The organism is Arthrobacter sp. (genome assembly GCF_048266065.1).
GTDB lineage: Bacteria > Actinomycetota > Actinomycetes > Actinomycetales > Micrococcaceae > Arthrobacter_H.
Window position 1 is genome coordinate 131192 of record NZ_JBLXAH010000008.1, and the last position, 24740, is coordinate 155931.

Genomic DNA, 24740 nt, shown 5'->3' on the forward strand with positions numbered 1-24740 from the left:
GGCGATTGGCGGAGCACCCCACCCGGGGGCCCAGGCCATCCTCTTCTTCGGCGACCTGCGCGCCGAACCCGGTTGCGCATAGCAACGACCGAAAGCAGCCCGTGAGCGTTTCCTTTACTTCCCTCGGTGTGCCCGCACGCCTGGCCGAGATCCTTTCAGCCCAGGGAATCGATTCCGCCTTCCCCATCCAGGAAGCCACCCTTCCCTCCACCCTGGCCGGCAAGGACGTCCTCGGCCGCGGCCAGACCGGGTCCGGCAAGACCCTGGCCTTCTCCCTGCCGCTGGTGGCCCGCCTGGCCGCCGCCCCCAAGCCCCGCAAGGCCCGTTTCCCGCGCGCCCTGATCATGGCACCGACCCGCGAGCTGGCCACCCAGATCAGCCGCGTCGTCATCCCGCTGGCCGAGGGCGCGGACCTGCGCACATCGGTTGTCTTCGGCGGTGTCTCCCAGGTCCGCCAGGAAAAGGACCTCAACGCCGGCGTCGACATCCTCATTGCCTGCCCCGGTCGGCTCGAGGACCTGCTGCGCCAGAAGGTCGCCGACCTCTCCCGCGTGGAGGTCTCCGTCCTGGACGAGGCCGACCACATGGCCGACCTCGGGTTCCTCCCCGTGGTCAAGCGCATCCTGGACCAGACCCCGCGCGGCATCCAGCACATGCTCTTCTCCGCCACCCTGGACAACGGCGTGGACAAGATCGTCCAGCGCTACCTCGACCACCCCGTCGTGCACTCGGTGGACGCCCCGCAGGCCGCCGTGGACACCATGGACCACCACGTGTTCATGGTCGACGCCGACTCCAAGAAGGAACTGGTCCTCGAGCTGGCATCGGGCACCGGGCGGCGCATCATGTTCATGCGCACCAAGCACCACGCCAAGAAGATGGCCGTCTGGCTCTCCAAGTCCGGTGTCCCCGCGGTGGACCTGCACGGCAACCTGAGCCAGAACGCCCGTGACCGCAACCTCGCCGCCTTCTCCGGTGGCGACGCGAAGGTCCTGGTGGCCACCGACGTCGCCGCCCGTGGCGTCCACGTCGACGGCGTCGAGCTGGTCGTGCACATCGATCCGCCGGCCGAGCACAAGGCGTACCTGCATCGTTCCGGGCGCACCGCCCGCGCCGGCTCCTCCGGAACCGTCGTCACGATCGCGACCCCCGACCAGCAGGGCGACGTGAAGTCGCTGATGCGTGCCGCCGGGATCAAGGTCCCGTTGGAGCGGGTCACCCCGCAGGCCGCGGCAGTGGCCGCCGTGCGCGGTGACAAGGCCGAGGCGGTCGCCTATGTGGCGCCGACGCCGCATTCCAGTCCGCGGGCGAAGTCGCTGGCCGATTCCGATGCCGCCGGAGGCCGTGGCCGTCGTCGTGGTGGGCGAGGGAACTCCCGCCCGGGCCGTTCCTCGGGCCGCACGGAGGCTCCCTCCGGCGACCGCCGTCCGGCGCGCGATGGCGCCGATCGTCCGCGCGAGGCCCGCAACAACCGCGGTGAAGGCGTCGGCAGCCCGGCCGTCGACCGCGCAGAGCGCGGTGGACGCAACGGCGGCCAGCGCAGCCAGGCAACCGGAGGCCGCGCAGGCGGCACCCAGCGTGCCGGTGGCCGCAGCCGTTCGGGCCAGCGCCAGGGCGCCCCGCGCTCCGAGGGACGCGGCGAGTCCAGCCGGTCGTTCTCCTCGTCACGGCCCGCCTCCTCGGGCACCCGCGGCTCCAACACCATCGGCGACGCCATCGGCACCAAGGCCCAGGAGGCGCTGGGCGCTGGACGTCCGGGCCGTGGCCGCGGCAGCCGCCGGGCCGGTGCCCCGCAGTCCAACCGCAAGTAGTCCCCGCGCGGCACCCGGCCGCCGTGTCCGGCAGCCGGGTGCGATCAGGCGCCGCTTCCCCTTCTCATCAGGGGGAAGCGGCGCTTTTTTGTCCCCCGCACCACCGCCGAGATCAAAGTTGAGTGAGCTTCGCTCAAGTTTGATTTGACATCAAAACGACGCCGAGTAGACTTGAGTGCAGAACGCTCAACCTCCCGGGTTGGGCGGAGAACCCCAGCATTTCCCATCGGAAAGAAGGATGCATTATGTCCCGTGCCGTAGGTATCGACCTCGGAACCACCAACTCGGTCGTCTCCGTCCTGGAAGGCGGCGAGCCCACCGTCATCGCCAACGCCGAAGGCGCACGCACCACGCCGTCCGTGGTGGCCTTCTCCAAATCCGGCGAGGTCCTGGTCGGCGAAATCGCCAAGCGCCAGGCCGTCAACAACATCGACCGCACGATCGCCTCCGTCAAGCGCCACATGGGCACCGACTGGAGCACCACGATCGACGACAAGAAGTACACGGCGCAGGAGATCTCCGCCCGTACGCTCATGAAGCTCAAGCACGACGCCGAATCGTACCTGGGCGAGAAGGTCACCGACGCCGTCGTCACGGTCCCGGCCTACTTCAACGACGCCGAGCGCCAGGCCACCAAGGAAGCCGGCGAGATTGCTGGACTGAACGTGCTGCGCATCGTCAACGAGCCGACCGCAGCCGCCCTGGCCTACGGCCTGGACAAGGGCAAGGAAGACGAACTCATCCTCGTGTTCGACCTCGGCGGCGGCACCTTCGACGTTTCGCTGCTCGAAGTGGGCAAGGACGAGGACGACTTCTCCACCATCCAGGTCCGCTCCACCGCCGGCGACAACCGCCTCGGCGGCGACGACTGGGACCAGCGCGTCGTCGACTGGCTGCTGGCCCAGGCCAAGTCCAAGGGCGCCGACCTGTCCAAGGACAAGATCGCCCTGCAGCGCCTGAAGGAAGCCGCCGAGCAGGCCAAGAAGGAACTCTCCAGCGCGACGAGCACCAACATCTCGCTGCAGTACCTCTCGGTCACCGCCGACGGCCCGGTCCATCTGGACGAGCACCTGTCCCGCGCCAAGTTCCAGGACCTGACCAAGGACCTGCTCGAGCGCACCCGCAAGCCGTTCAACGACGTGATCAAGGAAGCCGGCATCAAGGTCTCCGACATCGCCCACGTCATCCTCGTCGGCGGCTCCACCCGCATGCCGGCCGTGGCCGAACTGGTCAAGGAACTGGCCGGCAAGGAAGCCAACAAGGGCGTCAACCCGGATGAGGTCGTCGCCGTGGGCGCCGCCCTGCAGGCCGGCGTCCTGAAGGGCGAGCGCAAGGACGTCCTGCTGATCGACGTGACCCCGCTGTCGCTGGGCATCGAGACCAAGGGCGGCGTGATGACCAAGCTCATCGAGCGCAACACGGCCATCCCGACCAAGCGGTCCGAGACCTTCACCACCGCCGATGACAACCAGCCCTCGGTGTCGATCCAGGTCTTCCAGGGCGAGCGCGAGTTCACCCGCGACAACAAGCCGCTGGGCACCTTCGAGCTCACCGGCATCGCACCGGCCCCGCGCGGCGTCCCGCAGGTCGAGGTCACCTTCGACATCGACGCCAACGGCATCGTGCACGTCTCCGCCAAGGACAAGGGCACCGGCACCGAGCAGTCGATGACCATCACCGGCGGCACCTCGCTGGCGAAGGAGGACATCGAGCGCATGGTCCAGGAAGCCGAGGAGCACGCGGCCGAGGACAAGGCCCGCCGCGAGGCAGCCGAGACCCGCAACGCCGCCGAGCAGTCCGCGTACTCCGTGGACAAGCTCATCAAGGACAACGAGGACAAGCTGCCCGAGGAGGTCAAGACCGAGGTCCAGGCCGACGTCGACGCCCTGAAGGCAGCCCTCGAAGGCCAGGACAACGACGACGAGGTCAAGGCCGCCTACGAGAAGCTCCAGGCGTCCCAGACCAAGCTCGGCGAGGCCATCTACGCCCAGGCCCAGGCCGACGGCGCAGCCGGCGAAGCCGGTGGCGAGTCCGATGGCGCCGGTGCCCCGGAGGAGGACATCGTCGACGCCGAGGTTGTCGACGAAGACGACGAGAAGAAGTAAGGCGGTTCGATTCCGATGCCACACCACGGCAACGAAGAAGAGCACGGCGAGGAGCCGGTGCGCTTCACCGACAAGCGCAAGGTCGATCCCGAGACGGGTGAGGTGCGCGATGCCGCAGGGCAGGAGGACGTCACCGCATCCGGGGAAGGCGTCGAGACCGAGGACGCGCTGGCCCAGGCCGAGCAGATCCTCAACGAGGCGGGGCAGCAGGAGCCGCCCGCCGCGGCGACCGACGTCGAGGCCGAGCTGCGCAACGACCTGCTGCGTCTGCAGGCCGAGTACGTCAACTACCGCAAGCGCGTCGAGCGTGACCGGGAGGCGGTACGCGACCTGGCCGTCCAGTCGGTGCTGACCAGCCTGCTGCCGGTGCTCGATGACCTGGACGCCGCGCGCAAGCACGGCGACCTGGACGAGGGCCCGTTCGCGGCGGTGGCGAAGAAATTCGACACCATCCTCGCCGGCCACGGCCTGGAGCGCATCGAGGACGCGGGCGTCGCCTTTGACCCCACCGTCCACGAGGCACTGATGCAGCAGCCCAGCCCCGAGGTCCCCGAGGACCACGTGGCACAGGTGCTGCGCAACGGCTACCGCAAGGGCGAGCGGGTCATCCGCGCCGCCCAGGTCATCGTCTCCACCGGCGAATAGCACCACACCTCCCCGGCCGTCTCCCCTCCAGGAGGCGGCCGGGGACCCCTTGATTTTCCAGAACCACGCAGAAACAGGAGGCGCCCGATGGCCAGTCAGGATTGGGTCAACAAGGATTTCTACGCCATCCTCGGCGTCTCCAAGGATGCCAGCGACGCCGACATCAAGAAGTCCTACCGCAAGATGGCACGCAAGTACCACCCCGACACCAACCCCGGGGATGCCACGGCAGAGAAGAAGTTCAAGGACATCACCGAGGCGCACTCCGTGCTCTCGGATCCGGAAGAACGCGAACAATACGATGCGATCCGCGCCATGGGCTCCGGCGCCCGCTTCTCCGCGGGGGGAGCCGGTGGACCGGCGGGAGGCGGCTCCGGATTCGACGACATGTTCGGCAACCTCTTCAATTCCGGTGGTGCCCGTCGCGGTGGCGGGTTCCCCGGCGGGGGACAGGTTCCCCCCGAATTTGCCGACCTCTTCGGCGGCGGGGGCTTCGGCGGCTTCCAGCAGGCCCCCCAGAAGGGAGCGGACCGCACCGCCTCGACCACCATCTCCTTCGCCGGCTCCATCCGCGGCACCACCATCGGGCTGCGCGAACCGGACGGCGAGGTCATCGACGTGCGCATCCCCGCGGGCATCCGCGACGGGCAGAGCGTGCGCGTGCGCGGCAAGGGCCAACACGGCCCGGCCGGCAACGGGGACCTGATGGTCAAGGTCTCGGTCAAGCCCCATCCCTTCTTCGCACGCGAGGACAACAACATCAGGATCCACCTGCCCGTCGGCTTCGCCGAGGCGGCACTTGGGGCCACCCTGGAAGTCCCGACGCTCACCGGGGAGACCGTGAAGATGAAGGTCCCCGCGGGAACCTCCTCCGGGCGCACGCTGCGCCTGAAGGGCCGCGGCGTGAAGACCTCGAAGGTGACCGGGGACCTGTTGGTGACCATCGACGTCGTCGTGCCGCAGAAGCTCAACGCCGAGGCGCAGGACGCGGTGAAGGCCTTCGCCGAGGCCACCGCCGACGCCGACCCGCGCGCGGGCATCGCGGCGAAAGCCGTAGTCTAGAGCCGCAGCCCCCACCGGGGTGCAGGCACCCGTCACGATCCGAGCAGCAGGAGGGAAGAACATGTCAGAGGGCAAGGCACTGGCCATCAACGACCGGTTCATTCCCGTGTTCGTGATCTCCGTGGCCGCCGAATTGGCGGACATGCACCCGCAGACCCTGCGCCAGTACGACCGCATGGGACTCGTCTCGCCCTCGCGCCAGCGGGGCAAGCAGCGCCGCTACTCCAAGCACGACGTCGAATTGCTGCGCGAGGTGCAGCGCCTCTCCAAGGACGGGGTCTCCCTGGAGGGGATCCGCCGGGTCCTGGAACTGGAGAACCAGGTCGCCGCCCTGCGCGCCCGGGTGGCGGAGCTGAGCCAAGAACTCGAGGACGTCAGCCGCCGCTCCTCCGAACTGCAGCGCGTCTTCGCCGCCGGGGCCGGGGCCGGGGACGTCGTGAGCCTCTCGCGCGGCCAGCGACCGCGCGCCCGGAGCCAGGCAGTCGTCATCTGGCGCCCCCAGGACTAGGCGGCCCCGCATGGTCCCCGCACCGTCGGCGACGGTGGCCGATCTCATCGCCCGTGCCGAACGCGGCTTCGCGGCGGCCAAGCTCCGCCGCGACGGGCTGGACCAGCGCCGCAAGGCGGCCATCGACGGCGTCGCCCACGCACTGCGGCCCACCTCCATGGACCCGGCGATCCCCGCCCGGCGCCTGCTCTTCCTGGACCTGGAGGGCCCCGAGCCGCTGGCCGCCGTCGTCCTCGGGGACCCCGACACCGCGACCCACCTGACTTGGCAGGTCTCCGGTGCGGGCATCCGCCCGGGCACCGCCATGTGGGGCAGCGCCCGCGAGGCCGGGGAACTGCTGCTGGCCCAGCGCGCCGCCGGCGCCGAACGCCCGGCGGTCATCGCGTGGCTCGGCTACCCGGCGCCGGGCCTGCTGCGCGCCGTCTTCAACCGGGCAGCCCGCGGCGCCGTGGAACGCCTGGCCCACGACATCCGGCGGATCGGGGTGCTCCTGCCTGACGACGTGCACACCGGCATCGAGGCCCACTCCTATGGCGCCACGCTCGCGGCCCACGCCCTGGCCCGGCTCGCCGCCGAGGAGGTCCCCACCGGTTCCCGGCGCACCCGGATCGACACGTTCGCCACCACCGGTTCCGCCGGCATCCCCGCCGGGCTGCTGGCCGATCCCCGCACGCTCGGCGTGCCGGTGGACCGCCGGTTCGAGGCAGTGGCCACCCGTGACCACCTGGCCCGGTGGGGGCGGGTGCTCAGCGGTCGCACCGCGGTCGCCGGGCTGCCGTTCGCCGTCGAGGGACACCCCGCCTCGGGCCTGCACACGGTCACCGGGCACAACACCTCCCGGTACGTGCCGGGAACCGTCCCCGCCGAGTACGGCTACCGCGATCCCGGCACGCTGTCTCTGCACAACCTGGCACGGATTCTCAACGGCACAACGCCCGCCTTCACGTAGCATGTTGGCCCGGCAGCCCAGCGGTAACCGGCCGGCGGTGACCTCGTGTTCCCGCCGTCGTCCTAGCCCGTGGTGGTCCGGCGGTAGGCCAGGTCGAAGACCAGGCGCCCTGCAACCCGCGCCTTGCCCTCGAAACTGGTGGGGATCCGGCCCTCGTAGCGCGGTGCCCAACCGCCCAGGTCGTCGGTGAAATCGGGTTCCGGCTCGTGGCCCTCCAGCCCTTCGCGTCGCACCCGGGTCAGGGGCGAGTCCGGACCGGCCTGCCCGCCGGGATGCAGCGAGGTGAAATCCGCCGAGGCGTCGAGGATCCCGCGCATCTGCTCGGCGTAATTGGACCAGTCGGTGGCCAGCCGCCAGATGCCGCCGGGAGCCAGGACGCGCGCCGCCTTGGGCAGGAACGACTCCTTGATCAGCCGGCGCTTGTGGTGCCGGGTCTTGTGCCAGGGGTCGGAGAAGAAGATCCACAGTTCGTCCACGGAGCCCGGTTCGAGCATGACGTCCAGGACCTCGGGTGCGTTGGCCTGCACCGCACGCACGTTCGTGAGGCCCTTGGCATCGATCCGCGCCATCAGCTGGGCCAGACCGGGGAGGTAGACCTCCACTGCGAGGAAGTCGCGCTCGGGGTGGGCCTCGGCCGCGGCGGCGATGGCCTCGCCCAGGCCGGTGCCGATTTCCACCGTCAGCGGGGCCCGGCGGCCGAAGGCCTGCTCGGCGTCGAAGCGGAAGTCCTCGTGCACTGAGGTGTCGGCATGGTGCCGGGGAACCTGGATGACGTAGTCCCCGGAGAGGCGGTCCCAGGAATCCTTGCGCTTGCCATGCAGGCGGGAGCCGCGGCGGACGAAGGACACGGGGTCGGTCCGGTAGAAGCTCAGGTCCTCGACGGCGCGGCCGCGGACCGGGGGCTTGGGTGCTGCGGGATCACTCATTGGACCAACGTTAGTCGCCGCCGCGGCCCCGGCGCTATTTGCCGGCCGGCCCGTGGCTGTAGGTGACCTGGGCCTGGGGCCTGGAGGACGCGAGCAGCTCCGAGACAGTGACGAACTGGTAGCCCCGGGCGGCGAGCCCGTCCAGGATCCGGGGCATGGCCGCCACCGAGGTCGGGTGGATGTCGTGCATCAACACGATCGCCCCGGGATGGGCGTCGCGCAGGGCGGCCCGCGCCACGGTGTCGGCGTTGCGGTGCTTCCAATCGAGGGTGTCCACATCCCAGAGGACCACCGGAGTGTGGACGAGCCGGTTGACCTGGGGGTTCGTCGCCCCGTACGGCGGCCGGGTCAGGGTGGGGGCGGAACCGGTGGCCGCGGAGACGGCATCGTCGGTCCGGGCCAGTTCCCTGCGTCCTTCCTCCGGGGACAGGCTGGCCAGTGAGCGGTGGGACCAGGTGTGGTTGCCGATCTCATGGCCCGCGGCGGCTGCCTGCTTCAGCACGTGGGGATAGCGGCGGGCGTTGGGGCCCACCACGAAGAAGGTTGCCCGGGCATCGTGGGAGGCCAGCGTCGAGAGCAGGCGCCCCGTCGCGGGGCCGGGCCCGTCATCAAACGTCAGGGCGATGCATTTGGCCTTCCGGCAATCCGGTGCCTTGCGCCGCTGCGGGACTGCGGAGGCGGAGGGCTCCGGGGAGGCCGGGCGCGACGACGTCCCGGCGTCGGTGGTCTTCGGGGCCGGTGCAACCGGGGCCGGATCCATGCCGGCCGCGCGGACGGCGAGTCCGCGGGGGCTGAGCAGGGGAAGCAGGTCATCGGTGGCGATCTTCGCGATCACGGGGGAAACGGATCCCGGAGCCACCGAGTAGTCGTCGAATTCCACCAGGGCGTTTCCCGCGGAATCGAAATTCACCGAATCGAGCAACCGCTCGGCGGGGTCCGTGGCCTCCTCGTCGAAGACCTCGGCATTGGCGGAGAGCTGCTGGGCGGTCAGCGCCCGGAATGCTTCCCAGTCGCCGTCCGTGTCGAACAGGTCCCGCGTGGACATGGTCTTGCGGTTCTCGCGGTCGTACCACAAGGTCCGGTAGGCCGAACCGCCGCTGGCACCCATGAACGTGTAGGTGGTCTGCCGGACACCCAGCACCCGGTCCGAGGCACCGGTCAACGCGGAGGTGGTGTTCAACTCCGGTGGGGCAACGCCGCCGAAGGCGCTGGAGGGTATGTCCTTGACGTAGGCGTCGATCTCGGACTGGATCGCCCGTTCCTGACCCTGCCCGAACTCGGGCTCGGTTGGCAGGGTGTACCAGCTGGCATAGATGTTGCGGTCCTCGTCCGAGCGGCTGCCGCGGTCGACTCCCTTGAGCAGCTTGGCATCCAGTCCCGCGTCGGGGTCCGTCCCGTGATCGATGGGGGCCGGGATGCTGGGGGCGCCGTCGCCGGGAACGGGGAGCGAGGCGTGGGGGGACAGCGAGCAGCCGGCCGTCAGGGCAGCCACCAACGCGCCGACGATCCCCCAGTGCGCGGCGCGCTGCGAAGTCCTCATGGCTTCCATCTTCACCCGCGAAAGTTACCGTCTGGTACCAAATGGGGCAGTCGACGGTGGATCGTTAGCAAAACTTAAGCGCCCGAACTCAAGCATCCGACGGCGGAACCAGGGTGATCCCGGATGGCGCGGAACCGGAGACCCGGGCAGACTGGAGGGCATGAACGGACCCGTGAACCTGATCCTGAACATCATCTGGCTGGTCTTCGGCGGACTGTGGCTGGCGCTGGGCTACCTGCTGGCCGGCATCGTGTGCTGCGTGCTGATCGTGACGATTCCCTTCGGCCTGGCATCCTTCCGCATCGCGAGCTACGCGCTGTGGCCCTTCGGGCGCACCATCGTGGACCGCGGCGGACGCACCGGCTTCTTCTCGACCATCGGCAATGTCATCTGGATCGTCGTCGCCGGCATCTGGATTGCCCTCGGCCACGTGCTGACGGCGATCCCGATGTTCGTGAGCATCATCGGCATCCCGCTGGGCATTGCCAATCTCAAGCTCATCCCGGTATCGCTGGTGCCGTTGGGCAAGGTCATTGTCCCCTCGGGGTCGCGTCTGCCCATGGGCCCTGCCGCCTGACGGTTCCCCGGGCGGGAAGGGGCGGCTACATTGGGGGTGGGCCGCGGCGTCCGCGGCATGGCCACCCCGATCCCTTCTCCCCAGCCCCGCCGGTGGTCCGGGCCCGGAACCTGGGAGGTTCCCCATGCAAGACATCGTCAATTGCCTGTGGTTCGAGGACCGGGGCCTGGAAGCCGCCCATTTCTATACGGGGTTATTCCCGAATTCCCGCCTCCTGGGCCAGTCTCCGGGCCCCGACCCCGAGGTACCCATGACCGTGGCCTTCGAACTGGATGGCCGCTCGTTCGTGGCCCTGAACGGTGGGCCGATGTTCACCTTCAACGAGGCCGTCTCGTTCCAGATCATGTGCGATACGCAGGACGAGATCGACCACTATTGGGATGCGCTGACCGCCGGTGGCGAGGAATCACGCTGCGGGTGGCTCAAGGACCGCTTCGGCGTTTCCTGGCAGGTGGTGCCCGTGCGTCTGCCGGAGCTGCTTTCCAGCCAGGACCCCGAGGTCGCCCAACGCGTCACCGAGGCGTTCATGCCCATGAAAAAGCTGGACATCTCGGTCCTGGAGGCGGCAGCCCGCGGGTGATGCCTTGCGCAGGGTTGCGAGCGCCTGGTCGGCCCGCAGTGGAGGGGTGGTCTGCCCGAAAGGCGTGATCGCGGTGGTTGTATTCACTTCCCGGCTTCCCGGCCGTACGACGACCCGGCCTGGGGCCCTACGCCCACGGAATAATCCGAACCTCATGAGACTTGAGCGTAGTAGACTCAAGTATTGAAAAGGGCTGGACTGCCAGGAAAGGATCCACATGGACACCAAATTCACCACCAAGAGCCAGGAAGCGCTCTCTGCCGCAGGCATGAACGCCTCCACCGCAGGAAATGCGCAGGTCGAACCGGCGCACCTGCTCAAGGCGCTGATGGATGAACGGGGGTCACTGGCCGTCGAGCTGTTGAAAAAGGCGGGAGTGGATCCGGACGCCGTCTCCGTCGCGGCCAGCAACGCGATCCACGACCTGCCCGCCTCCTCCGGGACCACCGTGGCCCAAGCCCAATACTCACGCGCTTTCCTGCAGGTCATCAACTCCGCCACCCAGGCCGCCACCGACCTCGGGTTCGGGCGCGTCTCCGCGGAGCACCTGCTGCTCGGGCTGGCTGCCGATGCGGGGACCGCGGGACAGATCCTGCGCAACGCCGGCGCATCATCGGAGGCCCTGAAGGCAGCCGTCGAGGGATTGCGCGGCGACAACCCCCGCGACACCGAGGACCCCGAAAGCACTTTCGAGGCACTGGAGAAGTTCGGCACCGACCTCACCGCCATCGCCCGGTCCGGAAAACTGGACCCGGTCATCGGCCGCGACGCGGAAATCCGCCGTGTCGTCCAGGTGCTCTCGCGGCGCACCAAGAACAACCCGGTGCTCATCGGGGAACCGGGTGTCGGCAAGACGGCAGTCGTCGAGGGCCTAGCCCAGCGCATGGTGGCCGGCGACGTCCCCGAATCCCTGCGCGGCAAGAAGCTCGTGTCCCTGGACCTCGGCTCGATGATCGCCGGGGCGAAATACCGTGGAGAATTCGAGGAACGCTTCAAGGCAGTCCTCGAGGAGATCCGGGATTCCGACGGCGAAGTGGTCACCTTCATCGATGAGATCCACACAGTCGTCGGCGCCGGGGCCTCGGAAGGGGCCATGGACGCCGGGAACATGCTCAAGCCGATGCTCGCCCGCGGGGAACTGCGCCTGATCGGCGCCACCACGCTCGATGAGTATCGCCAGAACATCGAGAAGGACCCCGCGCTGGAACGCCGGTTCGCCCAGGTCTACGTCGGCGAACCGAGCGTGGAGGACACCATTGGCATCCTGCGCGGCCTGAAGGAACGCTATGAGGCCCACCACAAGGTCGAGATCGCCGACTCCGCCCTCGTGGCGGCCGCAACCCTGTCCAACCGCTACATCTCGGGCCGCCAGCTGCCGGACAAGGCCATCGACCTCGTCGACGAGGCAGCCTCCCGGCTGCGCATGGAGATCGACTCCGCTCCCGAGGAGATCGACGAACTCCGCAGGATCGTGGACCGCATGACCATGGAGGAGCTGGCCCTCAAGGGCGAAAACGACCCGGCATCCCGCGAGCGGCTGGAGGCCCTGCGGGCCGACATGGCCGATCGACGCGAACGCCTGGACGCGCTGAACGCGCGGTGGGACGCCGAAAAGGCGGGGTTGAACCGGGTCGGTGACCTCAAGGTCGAACTCGATGGACTGCGCTCCCGCGCCGAACGGCTCCAGCGCGACGGCGACCTGGAGAAGGCCTCTCGGTTGCTGTATGGGGAGATCCCCGAACTCCAGCGCCAACTCGATCAGGCACAGGCGGCCGAGCAGGACGGCCGGCAGGAGTCCATGGTCTCGGAGGAGGTCACCGCCGACGACATCGCCGAGGTCATCTCCGCCTGGACCGGCATTCCCGCAGGCCGCATGCTCCAGGGGGAGAGCCAGAAGCTGCTGGGCATGGAGTCGCTGCTGGGCCAACGGCTGATCGGACAGAAGGCCGCAGTCGCCGCCGTCTCCGACGCGGTGCGCAGGTCACGGGCCGGGATCTCCGACCCCGACCGGCCCACGGGATCCTTCCTGTTCCTCGGCCCGACCGGCGTGGGCAAGACGGAACTTGCGAAGGCGCTGGCCGACTTCCTCTTCGACGACGAACGGGCCATGGTGCGCATCGACATGTCCGAATACGCCGAAAAGCATTCGGTTTCGCGGCTGGTCGGCGCCCCTCCGGGGTACGTCGGATATGAGGAGGGCGGCCAGCTCACCGAAGCCGTCCGCCGCCGCCCCTACTCGGTCATCCTGCTCGACGAGGTGGAGAAGGCCCACCCCGAGGTCTTCGACATCCTGCTGCAGGTGCTCGACGACGGACGCCTCACCGACGGACAGGGCCGCACCGTGGACTTCCGCAACGTCATCCTGGTGCTCACCTCGAATCTCGGCTCGCAGTTCCTGGTCGACCCCGCGTTGGACGAGGCGGCCAAGAAGCAGGCGGTGATGCAGGTTGTGGACGCGTCCTTCAAGCCCGAATTCCTGAACCGGCTCGACGACGTCATCCTCTTCGACCCGCTCTCGCTCGAGGACCTGGGGCGGATCGTCGACATCCAGGTCGCCACCCTGGCGGAGCGGCTCACCACCCGGCGGCTGACGCTGGAGGTCAGAGACGCGGCGCGTGAGTGGTTGGCCCTGACCGGGTACGACCCCGCCTATGGCGCCCGGCCACTGCGTCGCCTGGTGCAACGCGAGATCGGGGACCGGCTCGCCCGGGCCGTGCTCTCCGGGGAGATCGTCGACGGCGATGTCGTCGAGGTCGACGCGCAGGTGGACGAGGGAGGGCTGACGGTCACCCGCTCCGGCACGCAGGAGGATGGGACGCGGGCGGACCTCGAACGCGCCTAGGCGGACGACGTCGGCAGCAGGGATGCCGTCGTCGTGCCCTCCTCCAGGGCGAGGAAGCACGCGACATCCCGGTCCCCGGCGTCCCAGGTGCCGGCCGAGGGGCGGCTGAACGCATAGTTCCAGCTGCCCTCCAGGGCCGTTCCCGGGTCCAAGCGGATGGCGCGGCAGGCCTCTTCGGCCTTCGAGGTCACCCGCGGATCCCCCGGGTAGGGGACGTCGTCCAGTGTCTTGACGCCGATCAGCTGGGCCTGGTGCGGCGTCGAACAAGTGACGATGGTCGCCGGCTCCAAGGGGGAGGTGAAGTCGGTGAGGCAGTCGCCGACCTGGAACTGGTGCGCCGGAGCCTGCTCGGCGATGATCCCGTCGATGCCGGGGGAGGGGTTCCGCGCCACGGACGCCGTCGTTGTGGGGGCCGGCTGCATGGCCTGGACCAGGCGGGTGATGCCGAAAACAAGGATCAGGGTGATGCCGATGGCCCCGATGACCAGCCATCCGGGGGCGATCCCGAACCGGTGGGTCTTCTGTGTTTCGGCCGGTCGTGCAGGCTGGTAGGACGGCTCGTGCCGGTCGCTGGGCTCCTGCACGGACGCTCCATTCGGGGTAAGTACGGCGATGAGAGTATTGCCACCTACTCTAGCGGTCGGAATGGGCCCTGCGGGGACGGCGTCGGGGGTCGAAACATGTTAACCTAGGAATACGAAAGAAACAGCCACATTCTCCGGGGCCTTCCTCTTGGATTGAGGGACCACCTCCGGATCTAGCGATAAAGGGGGTCACGCCATGGGGCGCGGCCGTCAGAAGGCAAAAGCGACACGGCAGGCCAGGGATATCAAGTACTATTCCCCGGCCACTGATTTGTCTGCCCTGCAACAGGAGCTGGGTGGTGGCCGAGGCCACGCGACCCGGACCTCCTCACCTGCCGATGACTCCAACGACGCGGACTACGCGGAGTATGGGGACCGGTATTCCGGCGACGACGACGGCGAAACCCGTCGACTAGGCTGACCTCCGCGCCCGGGCGGCGCGGTGGCGGCGATTTCACCCCCAGTGGTGCCGAGGCGCCGGGCGGCCGACACCGGCCGCCCGCGCTTTTTGTCGTGCCCTGAAACGAGGTTGACGTGGATCTGCCCATCGCCAATGCCCACCGGGCGGCCATCCGGTCCATCGAACGCGTCGTGGCCGAAACGGCGCCGCCCCAGGACCCCGTGGTGGCCCGGGACGGCATCGCCGCCCTGCTCGCCCGCGGATCCGTCCTGGCGTTGACCGGGGCCGGGATGTCCACCGATTCGGGCATCCCCGACTACCGGGGTCCCCGGGGCACGTTGCTCTCCCACCGGCCGATGACCTACCAGGAGTTCAAGCACGACCCCGCGGCCCGGCACCGATACTGGGCGCGCAGCTTCGTCGGCTGGCGCCGCATGGCCGTCGCGGAACCGAACGAGGGGCACCTGCTCGTGGCCGCCCTGCAACGCACCGGCGCCCTGAACGGAGTCGTGACGCAAAACGTGGATGGGCTGCACCGCCGCGCCGGCTCCCGGGACGTGGTCGCCCTGCATGGCGACCTGGACGAGGTGAAGTGCCTGAACTGCGGCGCCGGCGAAGCGCGCCCGAGCCTGGACCGGCGCCTGGCCGCCGCCAATCCCGGCTACCTGGAGCGCATCGTCGTGGATCCGGACGCGGTGAACCCCGACGGCGATGTCACGCTCTCGGGAGAGCAGATCGCCGACTTCAGCATGGTCGGCTGCCTCTCCTGCGGAAGCCCCGAGCTCAAACCGGACGTCGTCTACTTCGGTGAGAACGTGCCAGCGGAGCGCAAGGAGGCGGTACGAAGGCTCGAATCGACCTCGACCGGGCTGCTGGTGATCGGATCCAGCCTGGCCGTGATGAGCGGCTACAAGCTGGTGCTCAATGCCGTGGCCAACGGTCGGCAGGTGGCCATCATCAACGGTGGACCCAGCAGGGGAGATGCCAAGGCGACCTGGCGGTGGCGTACCCGGGTGACCCCGGCCCTTCGGGAGCTCGCCGGGACACGACCCGCAGCCTGACGGCGAACGGCCGCTGCCTCCTGTCCGGGAGGCAGCGGCCGTTGGGCAGTTCCGGGCGGGATCAGCCCGCGTACGCCCCGCGCATCAGGACGGCACCGCCGTCGACGCCCTTGGCTCCCTGGACGAAATCTGCCCCGTGGGAGGCCGCGTCGTCGGTGATCGACCCGACGGTCCCCGCGACCCAGGCCGGCAGGCCGCGCTCGTTCAGCCGCGAGACGGCAGCCTGCGCCGCGTCCCCGTCGACGATGGCGATCATGCCGACACCGAGGTTCAGCGTCCGTTCCAGATCAGCTAGGGGGACCGACCCGAGCCCGCCGATCAGCGAGAAGATCGCGGGCAGGGACCAGGTGGAGCGGTCCACGGTGGCCATCAGGCCCTGCGGCAGCACGCGGGCCAGGTTCGCGGCCAGGCCGCCGCCGGTGACGTGGCTGAAGCCGTGGAGCACCGAGGCGTCACCGGCGTTCAGGTGGTCCATGAGGTCCAGGCAGTCGGCGGTGTAGATCCGGGTCGGGACCAACAGCTCCTCGCCCAGTGTCCGGCCCAGTTCGGAGACCTCGCGGTCCAGGGCCCAGCCGGCATGGTTGATGACCCGGCGCACCAGCGAGTAGCCGTTGGAGTGGATGCCGGAGGAGGCCATGGCGATGACCGCGTCGCCGGAACGCACCCGTTCGGGACCCAACAGCGCATCTGCCTCGACGGCACCGGTGGCGGCACCGGCGACGTCGTACTCGTGTTCGCCCAGCAGCCCGGGGTGTTCCGCCGTTTCCCCGCCGACCAATGCCGTGCCGGCCAGCGAGCACCCTTCGGCGATGCCGCGCACGATGTCGGCGATCCGCTCGGGGACCACCTTGCCGCAGGCGATGTAGTCGGTCATGAACAGCGGCTTGGCGCCGACCACGACGATGTCGTCGACGACCATGCCCACCAGGTCCTGGCCGATGGTGTGGTGGATGTCCATGGCCTGGGCGATCGCGACCTTGGTCCCGACGCCGTCGGTGGACGTGGCCAGCAGCGGCTTCTTGAAGGAGCGCAGCGCGCTGGCATCGAACAGGCCGGCGAACCCGCCGACGCCGCCGATCACCGAGTCGTTGTGGGTCGCCTTGATGGCACCCTTCATGAGCTCGACGGCGCGGTCGCCGGCCTCGACGTCGACACCTGCCGAGGCGTAGGTGATGCCGGTGGATCCGGGCTGGGAGGATGTCATGGGTGGCGTCCTTACTTCGAACTCGGGGTCTTGTCGGCGGGGGTGAGGGAATCCTCGAATTCTGCGTCGGGGCCCGGATCGCAACCGTCGGATCCGGCGTTGGGACGCTCCAGCAGGTTCTTGCCGAGGCGGTCGCTGCCCGGCAATTCGATCGGGTAGACGCCGGAGAAGCAGGCGGTGCACAGGCGTTCGCGCGGCTGCTCCGTGGCGGCGATCATGCCGTCCTGGGAGATGTAGGCCAGGGAGTCGGCGCCCACCGAGGTGGTGATCTCCTCGATGGTCGCGCCATTGGCGATGAGCTCGGCCCGGGAGGCGAAGTCGATGCCGTAGAAGCACGGCCACTTGATGGGCGGTGAGGAGATCTTCACGTGGATCTCGGCGGCGCCTGCCTCGCGCAGCATCCGGACGACGGCGCGCTGCGTGTTGCCACGCACGATCGAGTCGTCCACGACGATGACCCGCTTGCCGCGGATCACCGGTTCGAGGGCGTTGAGCTTGAGTTTGATGCCCAGCTGGCGCAGCGTCTGCGAGGGTTGGATGAACGTGCGCCCCACGTAGGCGTTCTTCACGAAGCCATGGGCGAACGGGATCCCCGACTGCTCGGCGAACCCGATGGCCGCCGGGGTGCCGGACTCGGGCACGGGGATGACGATGTCGGCGTCGGCGGCGTTTTCACGCGCCAGCTGCCGGCCCATCTCCACGCGGGACTCGTAGACGGAGCGGCCGTTGATGGCTGCGTCCGGGCGGGCAAGGTAGACGTACTCGAACACGCAGTGGGCGGGGGTGGCGGGGGCGAAACGCTGTGAGCGGATGCCCTCCTCGTCGATGGCGATGAACTCGCCCGGTTCGATTTCACGGATGAAGCTGGCGCCGACGGTGGCCAGCCCCGACTGCTCGGAGGCAATGACCCAACCGCGTTCCAACCTGCCCAGCACCAGCGGGCGGACGCCGTGCGGATCCCGCGCCCCGTACAGGGTCCCCTCGGTCATGAAGACGAAGCTGAAGGCGCCCTTGAGCCGGGGCAGCAGGTCCAACGCGGTCTCCTCGAAACCGGTGCCCTCCTGCCCGGCCAGCAGCGCGGTGACCAGCGCCGTGTCGGTGGTGTTGCCCTGGGCGAGTTCGCCGCGGAACTTCGCCCCCTGTTCGGCGACGACCATGTCCATCAGCTCGGCGGAGTTGATGAGGTTTCCGTTGTGGGCCAGGGCGACCGTGCCCTCGGCCGTGGCGCCGAGCGTGGGTTGGGCGTTGGCCCAGTGGCTGGCACCGGTGGTGGAGTACCTGCAGTGCCCGACGGCGATGTGCCCGGTCATCGAGTTCAGGGTGTTCTCGTCGAACACCTGGGAGACCAGCCCCATGTCCTTGTAGACGTTGATCCGCTGCCCATCGGAGGTGGCGATGCCCGCCGATTCCTGGCCGCGGTGCTGGATGGCATAGAGGCCGTAGTAGGCCAGTTTGGCCACGTCCTCGCCGGGTGCCCACACCCCGAAGACCCCGCATTCGTCCTGGGGACCCTTTTCCGTGGGCAAAAGGTCATGTGTAAGCATTCCGTCACCGCGCACCATGGTCAACATTCTCTCACGTTGTGGCCGTCCGGTCGGTGCCGGGGCCGCTATCTTGTCACGCCGCCGTCATCCAGCGGAACGGCGTGGGCCCGGCGGGTGCGCCGGCGCAGGATGGCATCGACGACCAGGAAGACGATGCACCCCAACAGGGCCCCCGCCAGGCCGAAGACGACGGCGAAGAACCCGAACACCGAGCCCTGCGTGAACTCCCCTCCCGGATCCCCGGCCAGTGCCGTGAACATCGCGGCGAGCACACCCACCACGGCTCCGGCGCCGGCGAACGGCCAGAACTTGGGGGAACTGGACACCGTGACCTCCACGGACCCCGCGGCGGGGGAACGGTCATCGGGGGTGGCTGCAGAACGGGGGGACTCCATGCCTTAAAGGGTACCGAAGAGCGGCAGGTGTTCGGACAAGTCGGCGCGCAGCCCCGACGCCGAGACGGAACCGGAGGCCAGCGCCTCGGCCCAGCCGATCTCGCCGGTGGCCAGCCCCAGCCAGGTTGCGGCGTCGAGTTCGATCACATTCGGTGGCGTTCCGCGGGTATGCCGGGGGCCCGTCACGCATTGGGCGACCCCGAAGGGAGGGACCCTGACCTCCACGGAATTGCCCTCGGCATTCTCCGAGAGCTCCTCGAGGGCGTAGCGCACGGCCAGGGCAATGGCCGGCCGGGGCAGTGCCGCCCGCCCGGTGGCGTCGGCCCGCCGCCAGGAGGCGATGGCGACCCGCCCCTGCTCGGCGGGGATCCGTCGTCGTACCCCCATGACCTAGTCCAGCAGGTCCAGCACGGGGCGGGCCACGCGGATGCGCCCCACCGGCTGGCCGCCACCGAGGACGGGTTGGCTGATCTTCTCCAACACGGCGGTCATCGCGTCGATTTCGATGGCCCCGACGGAGGCCAGCAGCGTGAGCCCGACCAGGGAGGCGGGCCGGCTGTTGCCGTCCCTGACCTTCACCGCGCAGGAGATCCCCGCAGCGGTGCCCAGGATCAGCACGCCTTCGGCGCCGAGCTTGGCGATCACCTCCAGGTCCTCCATGACCACGGTGTTCTCCTCGCCGTGCCCGTGGACGGCCCAGGGGTAGTCGAGCATGGCGGTGGCGATGGTGGTGGCCCGGGCGTCGGAGGCCTTGTTCCCCGGGGAACCCGCCAGCCGTCCGGTGGCCGCGGCCAACCCGCGCAGCGAGATGGCCGGGACCGGGGCCCCGCAGCCGTCGACTGCCAGATGGGTGATCTTCTCGCCCGCGTAGTCCTCCACGACCTCCACGACATGGCGTTGCAGCGGGTGTCCGGGATCGAGGTAGCTGGCGGTGTCCCACCCGTTTTCGGTGCAGGCCCACAGGAAGGCGGCATGCTTGCCCGAGCAGTTGAAGGCCAGCCGCGACGGGGTGCCGCCGGCGCGGATCTCCGCCAGCCGGGTTGCCTCGTGGCGCGGCCAGGCGGTGGGGCAGCGCAGGTCCTCGGGGCCCAGGCCGGCCTTGGCGAGCATCGTCGCCGCCAGGTCCTGGTGCTCGGTGCTGCCGACGTGGCTGGCGCAGGCCAGGGCCACCTCGGCCCCGCGCAGCGGAACACCGCACTGCATGGAGGCCAACGCCTGGAAGGGCTTCAGCGCCGAACGCGGGAAGACCGGCGCATCGATGTCGCCGAGGGAGCGCAGGACCGATCCGTCCTCTCCCAGCACGACGGCGGTGCCGGCATGGCGGGATTCGATGAAACCGTTGCGGTCCACGACGGCCAGGTCCGCGAAATCGGGGGAAGTCTGGGGCATGTCCCCACTCTATGCCGTCCGCCCGGCCCCGGCTGCTGTCTCAGGTGGCGCGCGGACGGCCCAGCACTGCCACGAGGAACCCGGTGTCCCCCGGGAAGGGGTGCAGCTCCCAACTGGAGAACAGCTGGTCGATGGTGAACCCGGCGGCCCGGGCCTCGGCGTCGAAGACGTCGGGGGCGTAGCCGCGGTCGGTGCCGAAGCCGATGACGGCCCGGCCTCCGGGGACCAGCTGGGCGTGGAAGCGGTGCAGCACCTCGGCGGAGGTCCCCGGGGCGAGGAAGGTCATGACGTTGCCCGCGCACACCAGCAGATCGGCGGCGTCGCCGGCGGCCGGCGCCTCGAGCTCGGCCAGGTCACCAACCCGCCAGTCGACACCAGGATGGTCGGTCCGGGCGGCCTCGATGAGCTCGGGATCGGCGTCCACCCCCGACACCCGGTGGCCGCGGCGGGCCAGTTCGCCTCCGACGCGGCCCGTACCGCACCCGGCATCCAGGATGCGGGCACCCCGCGGGAGCATCGCATCGACCAGGCGTGCCTCCCCGTCGAGGTCCGCGCCCTCGGCGCGCAGGGTCTCGAACCGCTGGATGTACCAGCGCGAATGGCCGGGGTCCTGCTTCCGGCGGGCTTCCCACAGGGTTTCTTTACGCACGTTCACCACACTACCCAAGCCCTGTGGTCGTTGCCCCGGTAGGCTGGGGGATCGTGAAGGTACTCGTCATTGGCCCAGGCGGCCGCGAACACGCACTTGTCCGTTCCCTCCTCGACGATCCGTTCGTCACCGAGGTCCACGCAGCACCCGGCAACGCGGGCATCGCCCGGGACGTTCCGGTCCATGCGGTCAACGCCCAGGACCCCGCGGCCGTCGTGGCCCTGGCCCGGGAGCTGGGGTCCTCGCTGGTCGTGGTCGGCCCCGAGGCGCCGCTGGCCGCCGGTGTCGTCGACGCGCTCCAGGAGGCCGGCATCCCCGCCTTCGGACCCACGCGGGCCGCCGCCCAGCTGGAGGCCTCCAAGGCGTTCGCCAAGGAGATCATGGCCGTCGCCGGGGTGCCCACGGCCATGGCACGGGTGGCGGCCAACGCCACCGAAGCTGCCGACGCGCTCGACGCGTTCGGCGCCCCCTACGTGGTCAAGGACGACGGCCTGGCCGCCGGCAAGGGAGTCGTCGTCACCGATGACCGCGACGCGGCGCTTGCCCACGCCGGGGAGTGCTTCGCCGCCGGGGGGACCGTGGTCATCGAGGAGTTCCTCGACGGGCCCGAGGTCTCCCTCTTCGTCATTTCCGATGGCCACCACGCAGTCCCGTTGGCACCGGCCCAGGACTTCAAGCGCATCTTCGACGGCGACCAGGGCCCCAACACCGGAGGCATGGGCGCCTACAGCCCCCTTCAGTGGTTGCCGGCCGGTTTCGTCGAGGACGTCATGGAGCGGGTGGCGATGCCGACCATCAAGGCCATGGCCGACCGCGGCACCCCGTTCGCCGGGGTCCTGTACTGCGGGCTGGCCCTGACCCGCCGCGGCATCCGGGTCATCGAATTCAACGCACGCTTCGGGGACCCCGAGACCCAGGCGGTCCTCGCACGCCTGAAGACACCGCTCGGGTCGCTGCTGTTGGCAGCGGCCAACGGACAGTTGGACGCCATCGAGGCCCTCGTCTGGCGGCCGGAGACCGCCGTCGGCGTCGTCCTGGCCTCGGCGCGCTACCCGGACAGCCCGGTCACTGGCGACGTGATCACCGGACTGGACGAGGCGTCCGCCCTGGAGCAGGTCAGCGTCCTGCACGCGGGAACGGCATTGGACGACGACGGTGCCACGGTCTCGGCCGGGGGCCGTGTCCTGGCCGTCGTGGGCCTGGGCAGCGACCTGGAAGGCGCCCGCGAGCGCGCCTACGCCGGGCTCGGGAAGATCGAGCTGCCCGGCGGCCAGTACCGCACCGACATCGCGTTGCGTGCCGCCCAGGGCGGCATCACCATCGAGCAGGGAGGCCACTGATGCCCGGATTCGAGACCGAGACCCTCCAGCTTCCCGGCTGGGAGCACCTGTACTCGGGCAAGGTGCGCGACCTGTACACGCCGGCGGGTGTTGCCCCCGACGCCGCGGACCGTGTCCTGGTGGTGGCCAGCGACAGGATCAGCGCCTACGACTTCGTCCTGGAGACCCCGATCCCCGACAAGGGCAAGGTCCTGACCCAACTGAGCCTGTGGTGGTTCGACCAGCTCGACGGCTTCGCCAACCACGTCATCTCCACCGACGTCCCCGAGGCGGTGGCCGGGCGGGCCATGGTCTGCAAGAAGCTGGACATGTACCCGATCGAGTGCATTGCCCGCGGATACCTGACCGGATCCGGCCTGGCCGAATATGCCCGGAGCCGGACCGTCTGCTCGTTGCCGCTGCCCGAGGGCCTGGTTGACGGGTCCGCCCTGCAACCGGCGATCTTCACCCCGTCGGCGAAGGCCGAGGTCGGCGAGCACGATGAGAACATCACCTTCGGCGAGGTGGTGGAACGGGTGGGAGCGAGGGTCGCGGACCAGCTGCGGGAGCTGACCCTGGGCGTCTACACCCGTGCCGAGCAGATCGCCCGGGAACGCGGCATCATCCTGGCGGACACGAAGGTCGAATTCGGGCTTGACCCGGCCGGCGGTGGGATCGTCCTGGGCGACGAGGTCCTCACCCCTGACTCGTCGCGGTTCTGGGACGCCGAGACGTACGAGCCGGGGCACGCCCAGCCGTCCTTCGACAAGCAGTTCGTCCGCGACTGGCTCACCTCCGGGGCCTCCGGCTGGGACCGTGCGGGGAACACCCCGCCGCCGGCCCTGCCGCAGGACGTCGTCGACCGCACCCGGGCCCGGTACATCGAGGCCTACCAGCGCCTGACCGGGCGGGTCTTTTCCGCCTGAGGCACCGCCTATTTGTTGCGGCGGGAGGCCCTGATTTCGGTGGCCAGCTCGATGGCCAGCGACGCCCGGTCCGGTGACCCGGCCAGTGCGAAGGCCTGCTGGGCCCGGGCCAGGTGCTCGACAGCCTCCGTGCCCTTGCCCATGCTGACCATGCAACGCGCGGTGAGCAGGTCGATCTCGCCCTGCAGGTGCTGTGAGAGCATCTCCCGGTCGGCCTCGACCGGGGCGAGCTCCTCCAGGGCCTGTTCGGGCTGGCCGTTGAGGTGGAGCCAACGCGCACGGGTGAGCCGGAGTTCGAGCGCCTCGGCCGGGTTGCCCCCGATCACGCTGATGGCCAGTTCGGCCTTCTCGATGCACTCCAGCGTCTCGGGCTCCACCACGCCGGCGGCCAGGCGCATCGACGCGGATGCCTTGTTGAACCGGGCCCATTGTTCGATGTCGCTGGCCGGCAGCAGCCGCTGGGCTGCCAATTGGTGGTTGCTCAAGCCAGCGGCAATGTCCTGGCGCTTGAACGCCACATTGCCGATGGCCCAATAGGCGTTTCCCGCAGTCTGGCTGGGCGCGCCCTCCGCGACGGCCTCTGCCAGCGCCTCGCACGTGTTCCACGCCGAGTCCAGCTGCCCGGATTCCGCCAGCGAGGCGATCAGGGAAAACAGGGCCCCGATGTAGATCAGGGAATCGCCCGGGAGGTTCTTGCCCTGCTCGACGGCATTGATGGCATGTTCGACGGCGATGTGCAGCTTGCCCAGGCCCAGGTAGGCGTTGGCGACCAGGGTCTCGGCCCTGACCTTCAGGGCCAATGACTCGTCGGTGAGCGGGTGGTTCAGGACCTCTTCGGCGGCGGTGCGGTATTCGTCGTGCCGTCCCTGGTCCCGTAGCGCCTCGGCCCGCAGGAACATCATGTTCCACCAGGCGCTGGAGTTCTTCAGGCGCAGTGCGACGGAAGCCGCCTCGGTGGCCGTCGCCTCGGCATCTGAATATTCACGGGCGGTGAACGACTGCCGGGCACGGTGTTCGAGCAGCACGAACTCTGCCTCGTCGGCGGAGACCGGTGTGTTCCAGGAGTCCATCAGCTCACGGTCCAGGTTCAACCGGGCCGACAATTCGGTGATGATCTCGGCCGTCGGCTCGCGGCTGCCGGTCTCCAGGAGCGATATGTAGCTGGTGGAATACTTGCCGTGTCCCAGTTGGGCCTGGGTCAGCTTCATCTGCTGTCGAGCGTGGCGCAGCTTCTCGCCGAATTTGATTCCCATGAGGACCCCTTTGAACTACTGGAAGTGAACAACCAACTATGCCGCGAAAGCTTTGTGCGCAAAGTCTTGACGAAACATGTTCCGTCTAATTTACAATGAATGTTAAGTGATGCGCCACTCACTGAGTCTTGAACTGCTCGATTCCACGGCGACCCTAAGGAGAAATACATTGAAGAAGCTTGTTGCCGCCCTTGCGGCTACCGCGGTCCTGGCCGGCGGTGCGGTTCTCGCTGTTGGCGATTGGCCGCATGCCACTCCCGCCGTCGGAGACTGGCCCCATTCCTCCGTCGCTGTTGGTGACTGGCCCCATGCAAAAATCAACGTGGGCGACTGGCCGCACGCAAAAATCAATGTGGGCGACTGGCCTCACGCAACGGTGAACGTTGGCGACTGGCCGCATTCGACCGCCCTCTGATCCAGGAGCATTTCAGCCGGCCGCCCTTGGCCCTGACATGAGGCTGGCCCGGAACC

At 69.1% G+C, this 24740-nt stretch carries 24 protein-coding genes; 14 read left to right on the forward strand and 10 right to left on the reverse strand.

The features are described 5' to 3' along the window. The first annotated feature begins 101 nt into the window (after positions 1-101). The 6 genes from ACN0TP_RS14005 (at position 102) to ACN0TP_RS14030 (ending at position 7080) form a co-directional block, all read left to right on the forward strand. Entirely contained in the window at positions 102-1811 is a 1710-nt protein-coding gene (locus tag ACN0TP_RS14005) for a DEAD/DEAH box helicase (protein ID WP_417219903.1), read from the forward strand. 245 nt (positions 1812-2056) lie between these two features. Beyond that, positions 2057-3916 (forward strand): molecular chaperone DnaK, encoded by a 1860-nt coding sequence (dnaK, locus tag ACN0TP_RS14010; protein WP_417219905.1) that lies wholly within the window; start codon positions 2057-2059, stop codon positions 3914-3916. A gap of 15 nt (positions 3917-3931) precedes the next feature. Beyond that, positions 3932-4561 (forward strand): nucleotide exchange factor GrpE, encoded by a 630-nt coding sequence (gene grpE / locus ACN0TP_RS14015; RefSeq protein ID WP_417219907.1) that lies wholly within the window; start codon positions 3932-3934, stop codon positions 4559-4561. A gap of 87 nt (positions 4562-4648) precedes the next feature. Beyond that, positions 4649-5623: a DnaJ C-terminal domain-containing protein gene (locus tag ACN0TP_RS14020; protein WP_417219909.1), complete on the forward strand. Its 975-nt coding sequence runs from the start codon at positions 4649-4651 to the stop codon at positions 5621-5623. 61 nt (positions 5624-5684) lie between these two features. Continuing rightward, positions 5685-6131 carry a heat shock protein transcriptional repressor HspR gene (locus ACN0TP_RS14025; RefSeq protein ID WP_417219910.1) on the forward strand — a complete coding sequence of 149 codons (447 nt, stop codon included), beginning with the start codon at positions 5685-5687 and terminating at the stop codon, positions 6129-6131. A gap of 10 nt (positions 6132-6141) precedes the next feature. Next, complete coding sequence (locus ACN0TP_RS14030) at positions 6142-7080, forward strand: alpha/beta hydrolase (protein ID WP_417219911.1); 939 nt, start codon at positions 6142-6144, stop codon at positions 7078-7080. A 62-nt stretch (positions 7081-7142) separates the two neighbouring features. On the opposite strand, the gene trmB is transcribed toward ACN0TP_RS14030, so the two are convergent. Together trmB and ACN0TP_RS14040 are read right to left on the reverse strand one after the other, a co-directional pair. Further along, positions 7143-8006, reverse strand: coding sequence for a tRNA (guanosine(46)-N7)-methyltransferase TrmB (gene trmB / locus ACN0TP_RS14035; RefSeq protein WP_417219913.1), 864 nt, complete (start codon positions 8004-8006; stop codon positions 7143-7145). A 34-nt stretch (positions 8007-8040) separates the two neighbouring features. Then, positions 8041-9546, reverse strand: coding sequence for a polysaccharide deacetylase family protein (locus tag ACN0TP_RS14040; RefSeq protein ID WP_417219915.1), 1506 nt, complete (start codon positions 9544-9546; stop codon positions 8041-8043). 160 nt (positions 9547-9706) lie between these two features. Between ACN0TP_RS14040 and ACN0TP_RS14045 the strand changes: the two genes are divergently transcribed. The 3 genes from ACN0TP_RS14045 (at position 9707) to clpB (ending at position 13545) form a co-directional block, all read left to right on the forward strand. Then, positions 9707-10123: a YccF domain-containing protein gene (locus ACN0TP_RS14045; protein WP_417219917.1), complete on the forward strand. Its 417-nt coding sequence runs from the start codon at positions 9707-9709 to the stop codon at positions 10121-10123. A 124-nt stretch (positions 10124-10247) separates the two neighbouring features. Continuing rightward, entirely contained in the window at positions 10248-10703 is a 456-nt protein-coding gene (locus ACN0TP_RS14050) for a VOC family protein (RefSeq protein ID WP_417219919.1), read from the forward strand. Positions 10704-10920: 217 nt separating this feature from the next. After that, positions 10921-13545: an ATP-dependent chaperone ClpB gene (gene clpB / locus ACN0TP_RS14055; RefSeq protein ID WP_417219921.1), complete on the forward strand. Its 2625-nt coding sequence runs from the start codon at positions 10921-10923 to the stop codon at positions 13543-13545. Here clpB and ACN0TP_RS14060 read toward each other — a convergent pair. Next, entirely contained in the window at positions 13542-14129 is a 588-nt protein-coding gene (locus ACN0TP_RS14060; RefSeq protein ID WP_417219923.1) for a septum formation family protein, read from the reverse strand. The two genes, clpB and ACN0TP_RS14060, sit on opposite strands and share 4 nt — an antisense overlap. Before the next feature lie 196 nt (positions 14130-14325). Here ACN0TP_RS14060 and ACN0TP_RS14065 point away from each other — a divergent pair, with 196 nt between their 5' ends. After that, complete coding sequence (locus ACN0TP_RS14065; protein WP_417219925.1) at positions 14326-14550, forward strand: DUF3073 domain-containing protein; 225 nt, start codon at positions 14326-14328, stop codon at positions 14548-14550. Between the two features lie 113 nt (positions 14551-14663). Next, on the forward strand, positions 14664-15590 hold the full coding sequence (locus tag ACN0TP_RS14070) for a Sir2 family NAD-dependent protein deacetylase (protein ID WP_417219926.1): 927 nt from the start codon (positions 14664-14666) through the stop codon (positions 15588-15590). A 61-nt stretch (positions 15591-15651) separates the two neighbouring features. Here ACN0TP_RS14070 and purM read toward each other — a convergent pair whose 3' ends face one another. The 6 genes from purM to ACN0TP_RS14100 are packed head-to-tail and all read right to left on the reverse strand — an operon-like array spanning position 15652 to position 20771. Further along, positions 15652-16794 carry a phosphoribosylformylglycinamidine cyclo-ligase gene (purM, locus tag ACN0TP_RS14075; protein ID WP_417219928.1) on the reverse strand — a complete coding sequence of 381 codons (1143 nt, stop codon included), beginning with the start codon at positions 16792-16794 and terminating at the stop codon, positions 15652-15654. Between the two features lie 11 nt (positions 16795-16805). Next, complete coding sequence (gene purF / locus ACN0TP_RS14080) at positions 16806-18356, reverse strand: amidophosphoribosyltransferase (RefSeq protein ID WP_417219930.1); 1551 nt, start codon at positions 18354-18356, stop codon at positions 16806-16808. A 47-nt stretch (positions 18357-18403) separates the two neighbouring features. Next, a complete protein-coding gene (locus ACN0TP_RS14085) occupies positions 18404-18733 on the reverse strand; it encodes a hypothetical protein (RefSeq protein WP_417219932.1) in 330 nt (109 codons plus the stop codon). A 3-nt stretch (positions 18734-18736) separates the two neighbouring features. After that, positions 18737-19120, reverse strand: a complete 384-nt coding sequence (locus tag ACN0TP_RS14090) for a sterol carrier family protein (RefSeq protein WP_417219934.1) — start codon at positions 19118-19120, stop codon at positions 18737-18739. A 3-nt stretch (positions 19121-19123) separates the two neighbouring features. Further along, positions 19124-20122 carry an asparaginase gene (locus ACN0TP_RS14095; protein WP_417219935.1) on the reverse strand — a complete coding sequence of 333 codons (999 nt, stop codon included), beginning with the start codon at positions 20120-20122 and terminating at the stop codon, positions 19124-19126. 40 nt (positions 20123-20162) lie between these two features. Beyond that, positions 20163-20771 carry a class I SAM-dependent methyltransferase gene (locus ACN0TP_RS14100; RefSeq protein ID WP_417219936.1) on the reverse strand — a complete coding sequence of 203 codons (609 nt, stop codon included), beginning with the start codon at positions 20769-20771 and terminating at the stop codon, positions 20163-20165. Between the two features lie 53 nt (positions 20772-20824). On the opposite strand from ACN0TP_RS14100, the gene purD reads away from it, so the two are divergent. Next, entirely contained in the window at positions 20825-22111 is a 1287-nt protein-coding gene (purD, locus tag ACN0TP_RS14105; protein WP_417219938.1) for a phosphoribosylamine--glycine ligase, read from the forward strand. After that, positions 22111-23016, forward strand: a complete 906-nt coding sequence (locus ACN0TP_RS14110; protein ID WP_417219940.1) for a phosphoribosylaminoimidazolesuccinocarboxamide synthase — start codon at positions 22111-22113, stop codon at positions 23014-23016. The genes purD and ACN0TP_RS14110 overlap by 1 nt, the downstream gene beginning before the upstream one ends. Positions 23017-23024: 8 nt before the next feature. On the opposite strand, the gene ACN0TP_RS14115 is transcribed toward ACN0TP_RS14110, so the two are convergent. Further along, on the reverse strand, positions 23025-24269 hold the full coding sequence (locus ACN0TP_RS14115; RefSeq protein ID WP_417219942.1) for a helix-turn-helix domain-containing protein: 1245 nt from the start codon (positions 24267-24269) through the stop codon (positions 23025-23027). Positions 24270-24378: 109 nt separating this feature from the next. Between ACN0TP_RS14115 and ACN0TP_RS14120 the strand changes: the two genes are divergently transcribed. Continuing rightward, entirely contained in the window at positions 24379-24684 is a 306-nt protein-coding gene (locus ACN0TP_RS14120) for a hypothetical protein (RefSeq protein ID WP_417219944.1), read from the forward strand. Positions 24685-24740: the final 56 nt, after the last annotated feature.

Bases quoted from the DNA above. Each gene is read 5' to 3' on its own strand.
- ACN0TP_RS14090 (WP_417219934.1), bottom strand. From the start codon at position 19,120: ATGGGGGTACGACGACGGATCCCCGCCGAGCAGGGGCGGGTCGCCATC.
- clpB (WP_417219921.1), top strand. From the start codon at position 10,921: ATGGACACCAAATTCACCACCAAGAGCCAGGAAGCGCTCTCTGCCGCA.
- ACN0TP_RS14020 (WP_417219909.1), top strand. From the start codon at position 4,649: ATGGCCAGTCAGGATTGGGTCAACAAGGATTTCTACGCCATCCTCGGC.
- purF (WP_417219930.1), bottom strand. From the start codon at position 18,356: ATGGTGCGCGGTGACGGAATGCTTACACATGACCTTTTGCCCACGGAA.
- ACN0TP_RS14085 (WP_417219932.1), bottom strand. From the start codon at position 18,733: ATGGAGTCCCCCCGTTCTGCAGCCACCCCCGATGACCGTTCCCCCGCC.
- ACN0TP_RS14030 (WP_417219911.1), top strand. From the start codon at position 6,142: ATGGTCCCCGCACCGTCGGCGACGGTGGCCGATCTCATCGCCCGTGCC.
- ACN0TP_RS14045 (WP_417219917.1), top strand. From the start codon at position 9,707: ATGAACGGACCCGTGAACCTGATCCTGAACATCATCTGGCTGGTCTTC.
- ACN0TP_RS14025 (WP_417219910.1), top strand. From the start codon at position 5,685: ATGTCAGAGGGCAAGGCACTGGCCATCAACGACCGGTTCATTCCCGTG.
- dnaK (WP_417219905.1), top strand. From the start codon at position 2,057: ATGTCCCGTGCCGTAGGTATCGACCTCGGAACCACCAACTCGGTCGTC.
- ACN0TP_RS14065 (WP_417219925.1), top strand. From the start codon at position 14,326: ATGGGGCGCGGCCGTCAGAAGGCAAAAGCGACACGGCAGGCCAGGGAT.
- ACN0TP_RS14040 (WP_417219915.1), bottom strand. From the start codon at position 9,546: ATGAGGACTTCGCAGCGCGCCGCGCACTGGGGGATCGTCGGCGCGTTG.
- ACN0TP_RS14050 (WP_417219919.1), top strand. From the start codon at position 10,248: ATGCAAGACATCGTCAATTGCCTGTGGTTCGAGGACCGGGGCCTGGAA.
- trmB (WP_417219913.1), bottom strand. From the start codon at position 8,006: ATGAGTGATCCCGCAGCACCCAAGCCCCCGGTCCGCGGCCGCGCCGTC.
- ACN0TP_RS14095 (WP_417219935.1), bottom strand. From the start codon at position 20,122: ATGCCCCAGACTTCCCCCGATTTCGCGGACCTGGCCGTCGTGGACCGC.
- ACN0TP_RS14115 (WP_417219942.1), bottom strand. From the start codon at position 24,269: ATGGGAATCAAATTCGGCGAGAAGCTGCGCCACGCTCGACAGCAGATG.
- ACN0TP_RS14110 (WP_417219940.1), top strand. From the start codon at position 22,111: ATGCCCGGATTCGAGACCGAGACCCTCCAGCTTCCCGGCTGGGAGCAC.
- ACN0TP_RS14120 (WP_417219944.1), top strand. From the start codon at position 24,379: ATGCGCCACTCACTGAGTCTTGAACTGCTCGATTCCACGGCGACCCTA.
- grpE (WP_417219907.1), top strand. From the start codon at position 3,932: ATGCCACACCACGGCAACGAAGAAGAGCACGGCGAGGAGCCGGTGCGC.
- purM (WP_417219928.1), bottom strand. From the start codon at position 16,794: ATGACATCCTCCCAGCCCGGATCCACCGGCATCACCTACGCCTCGGCA.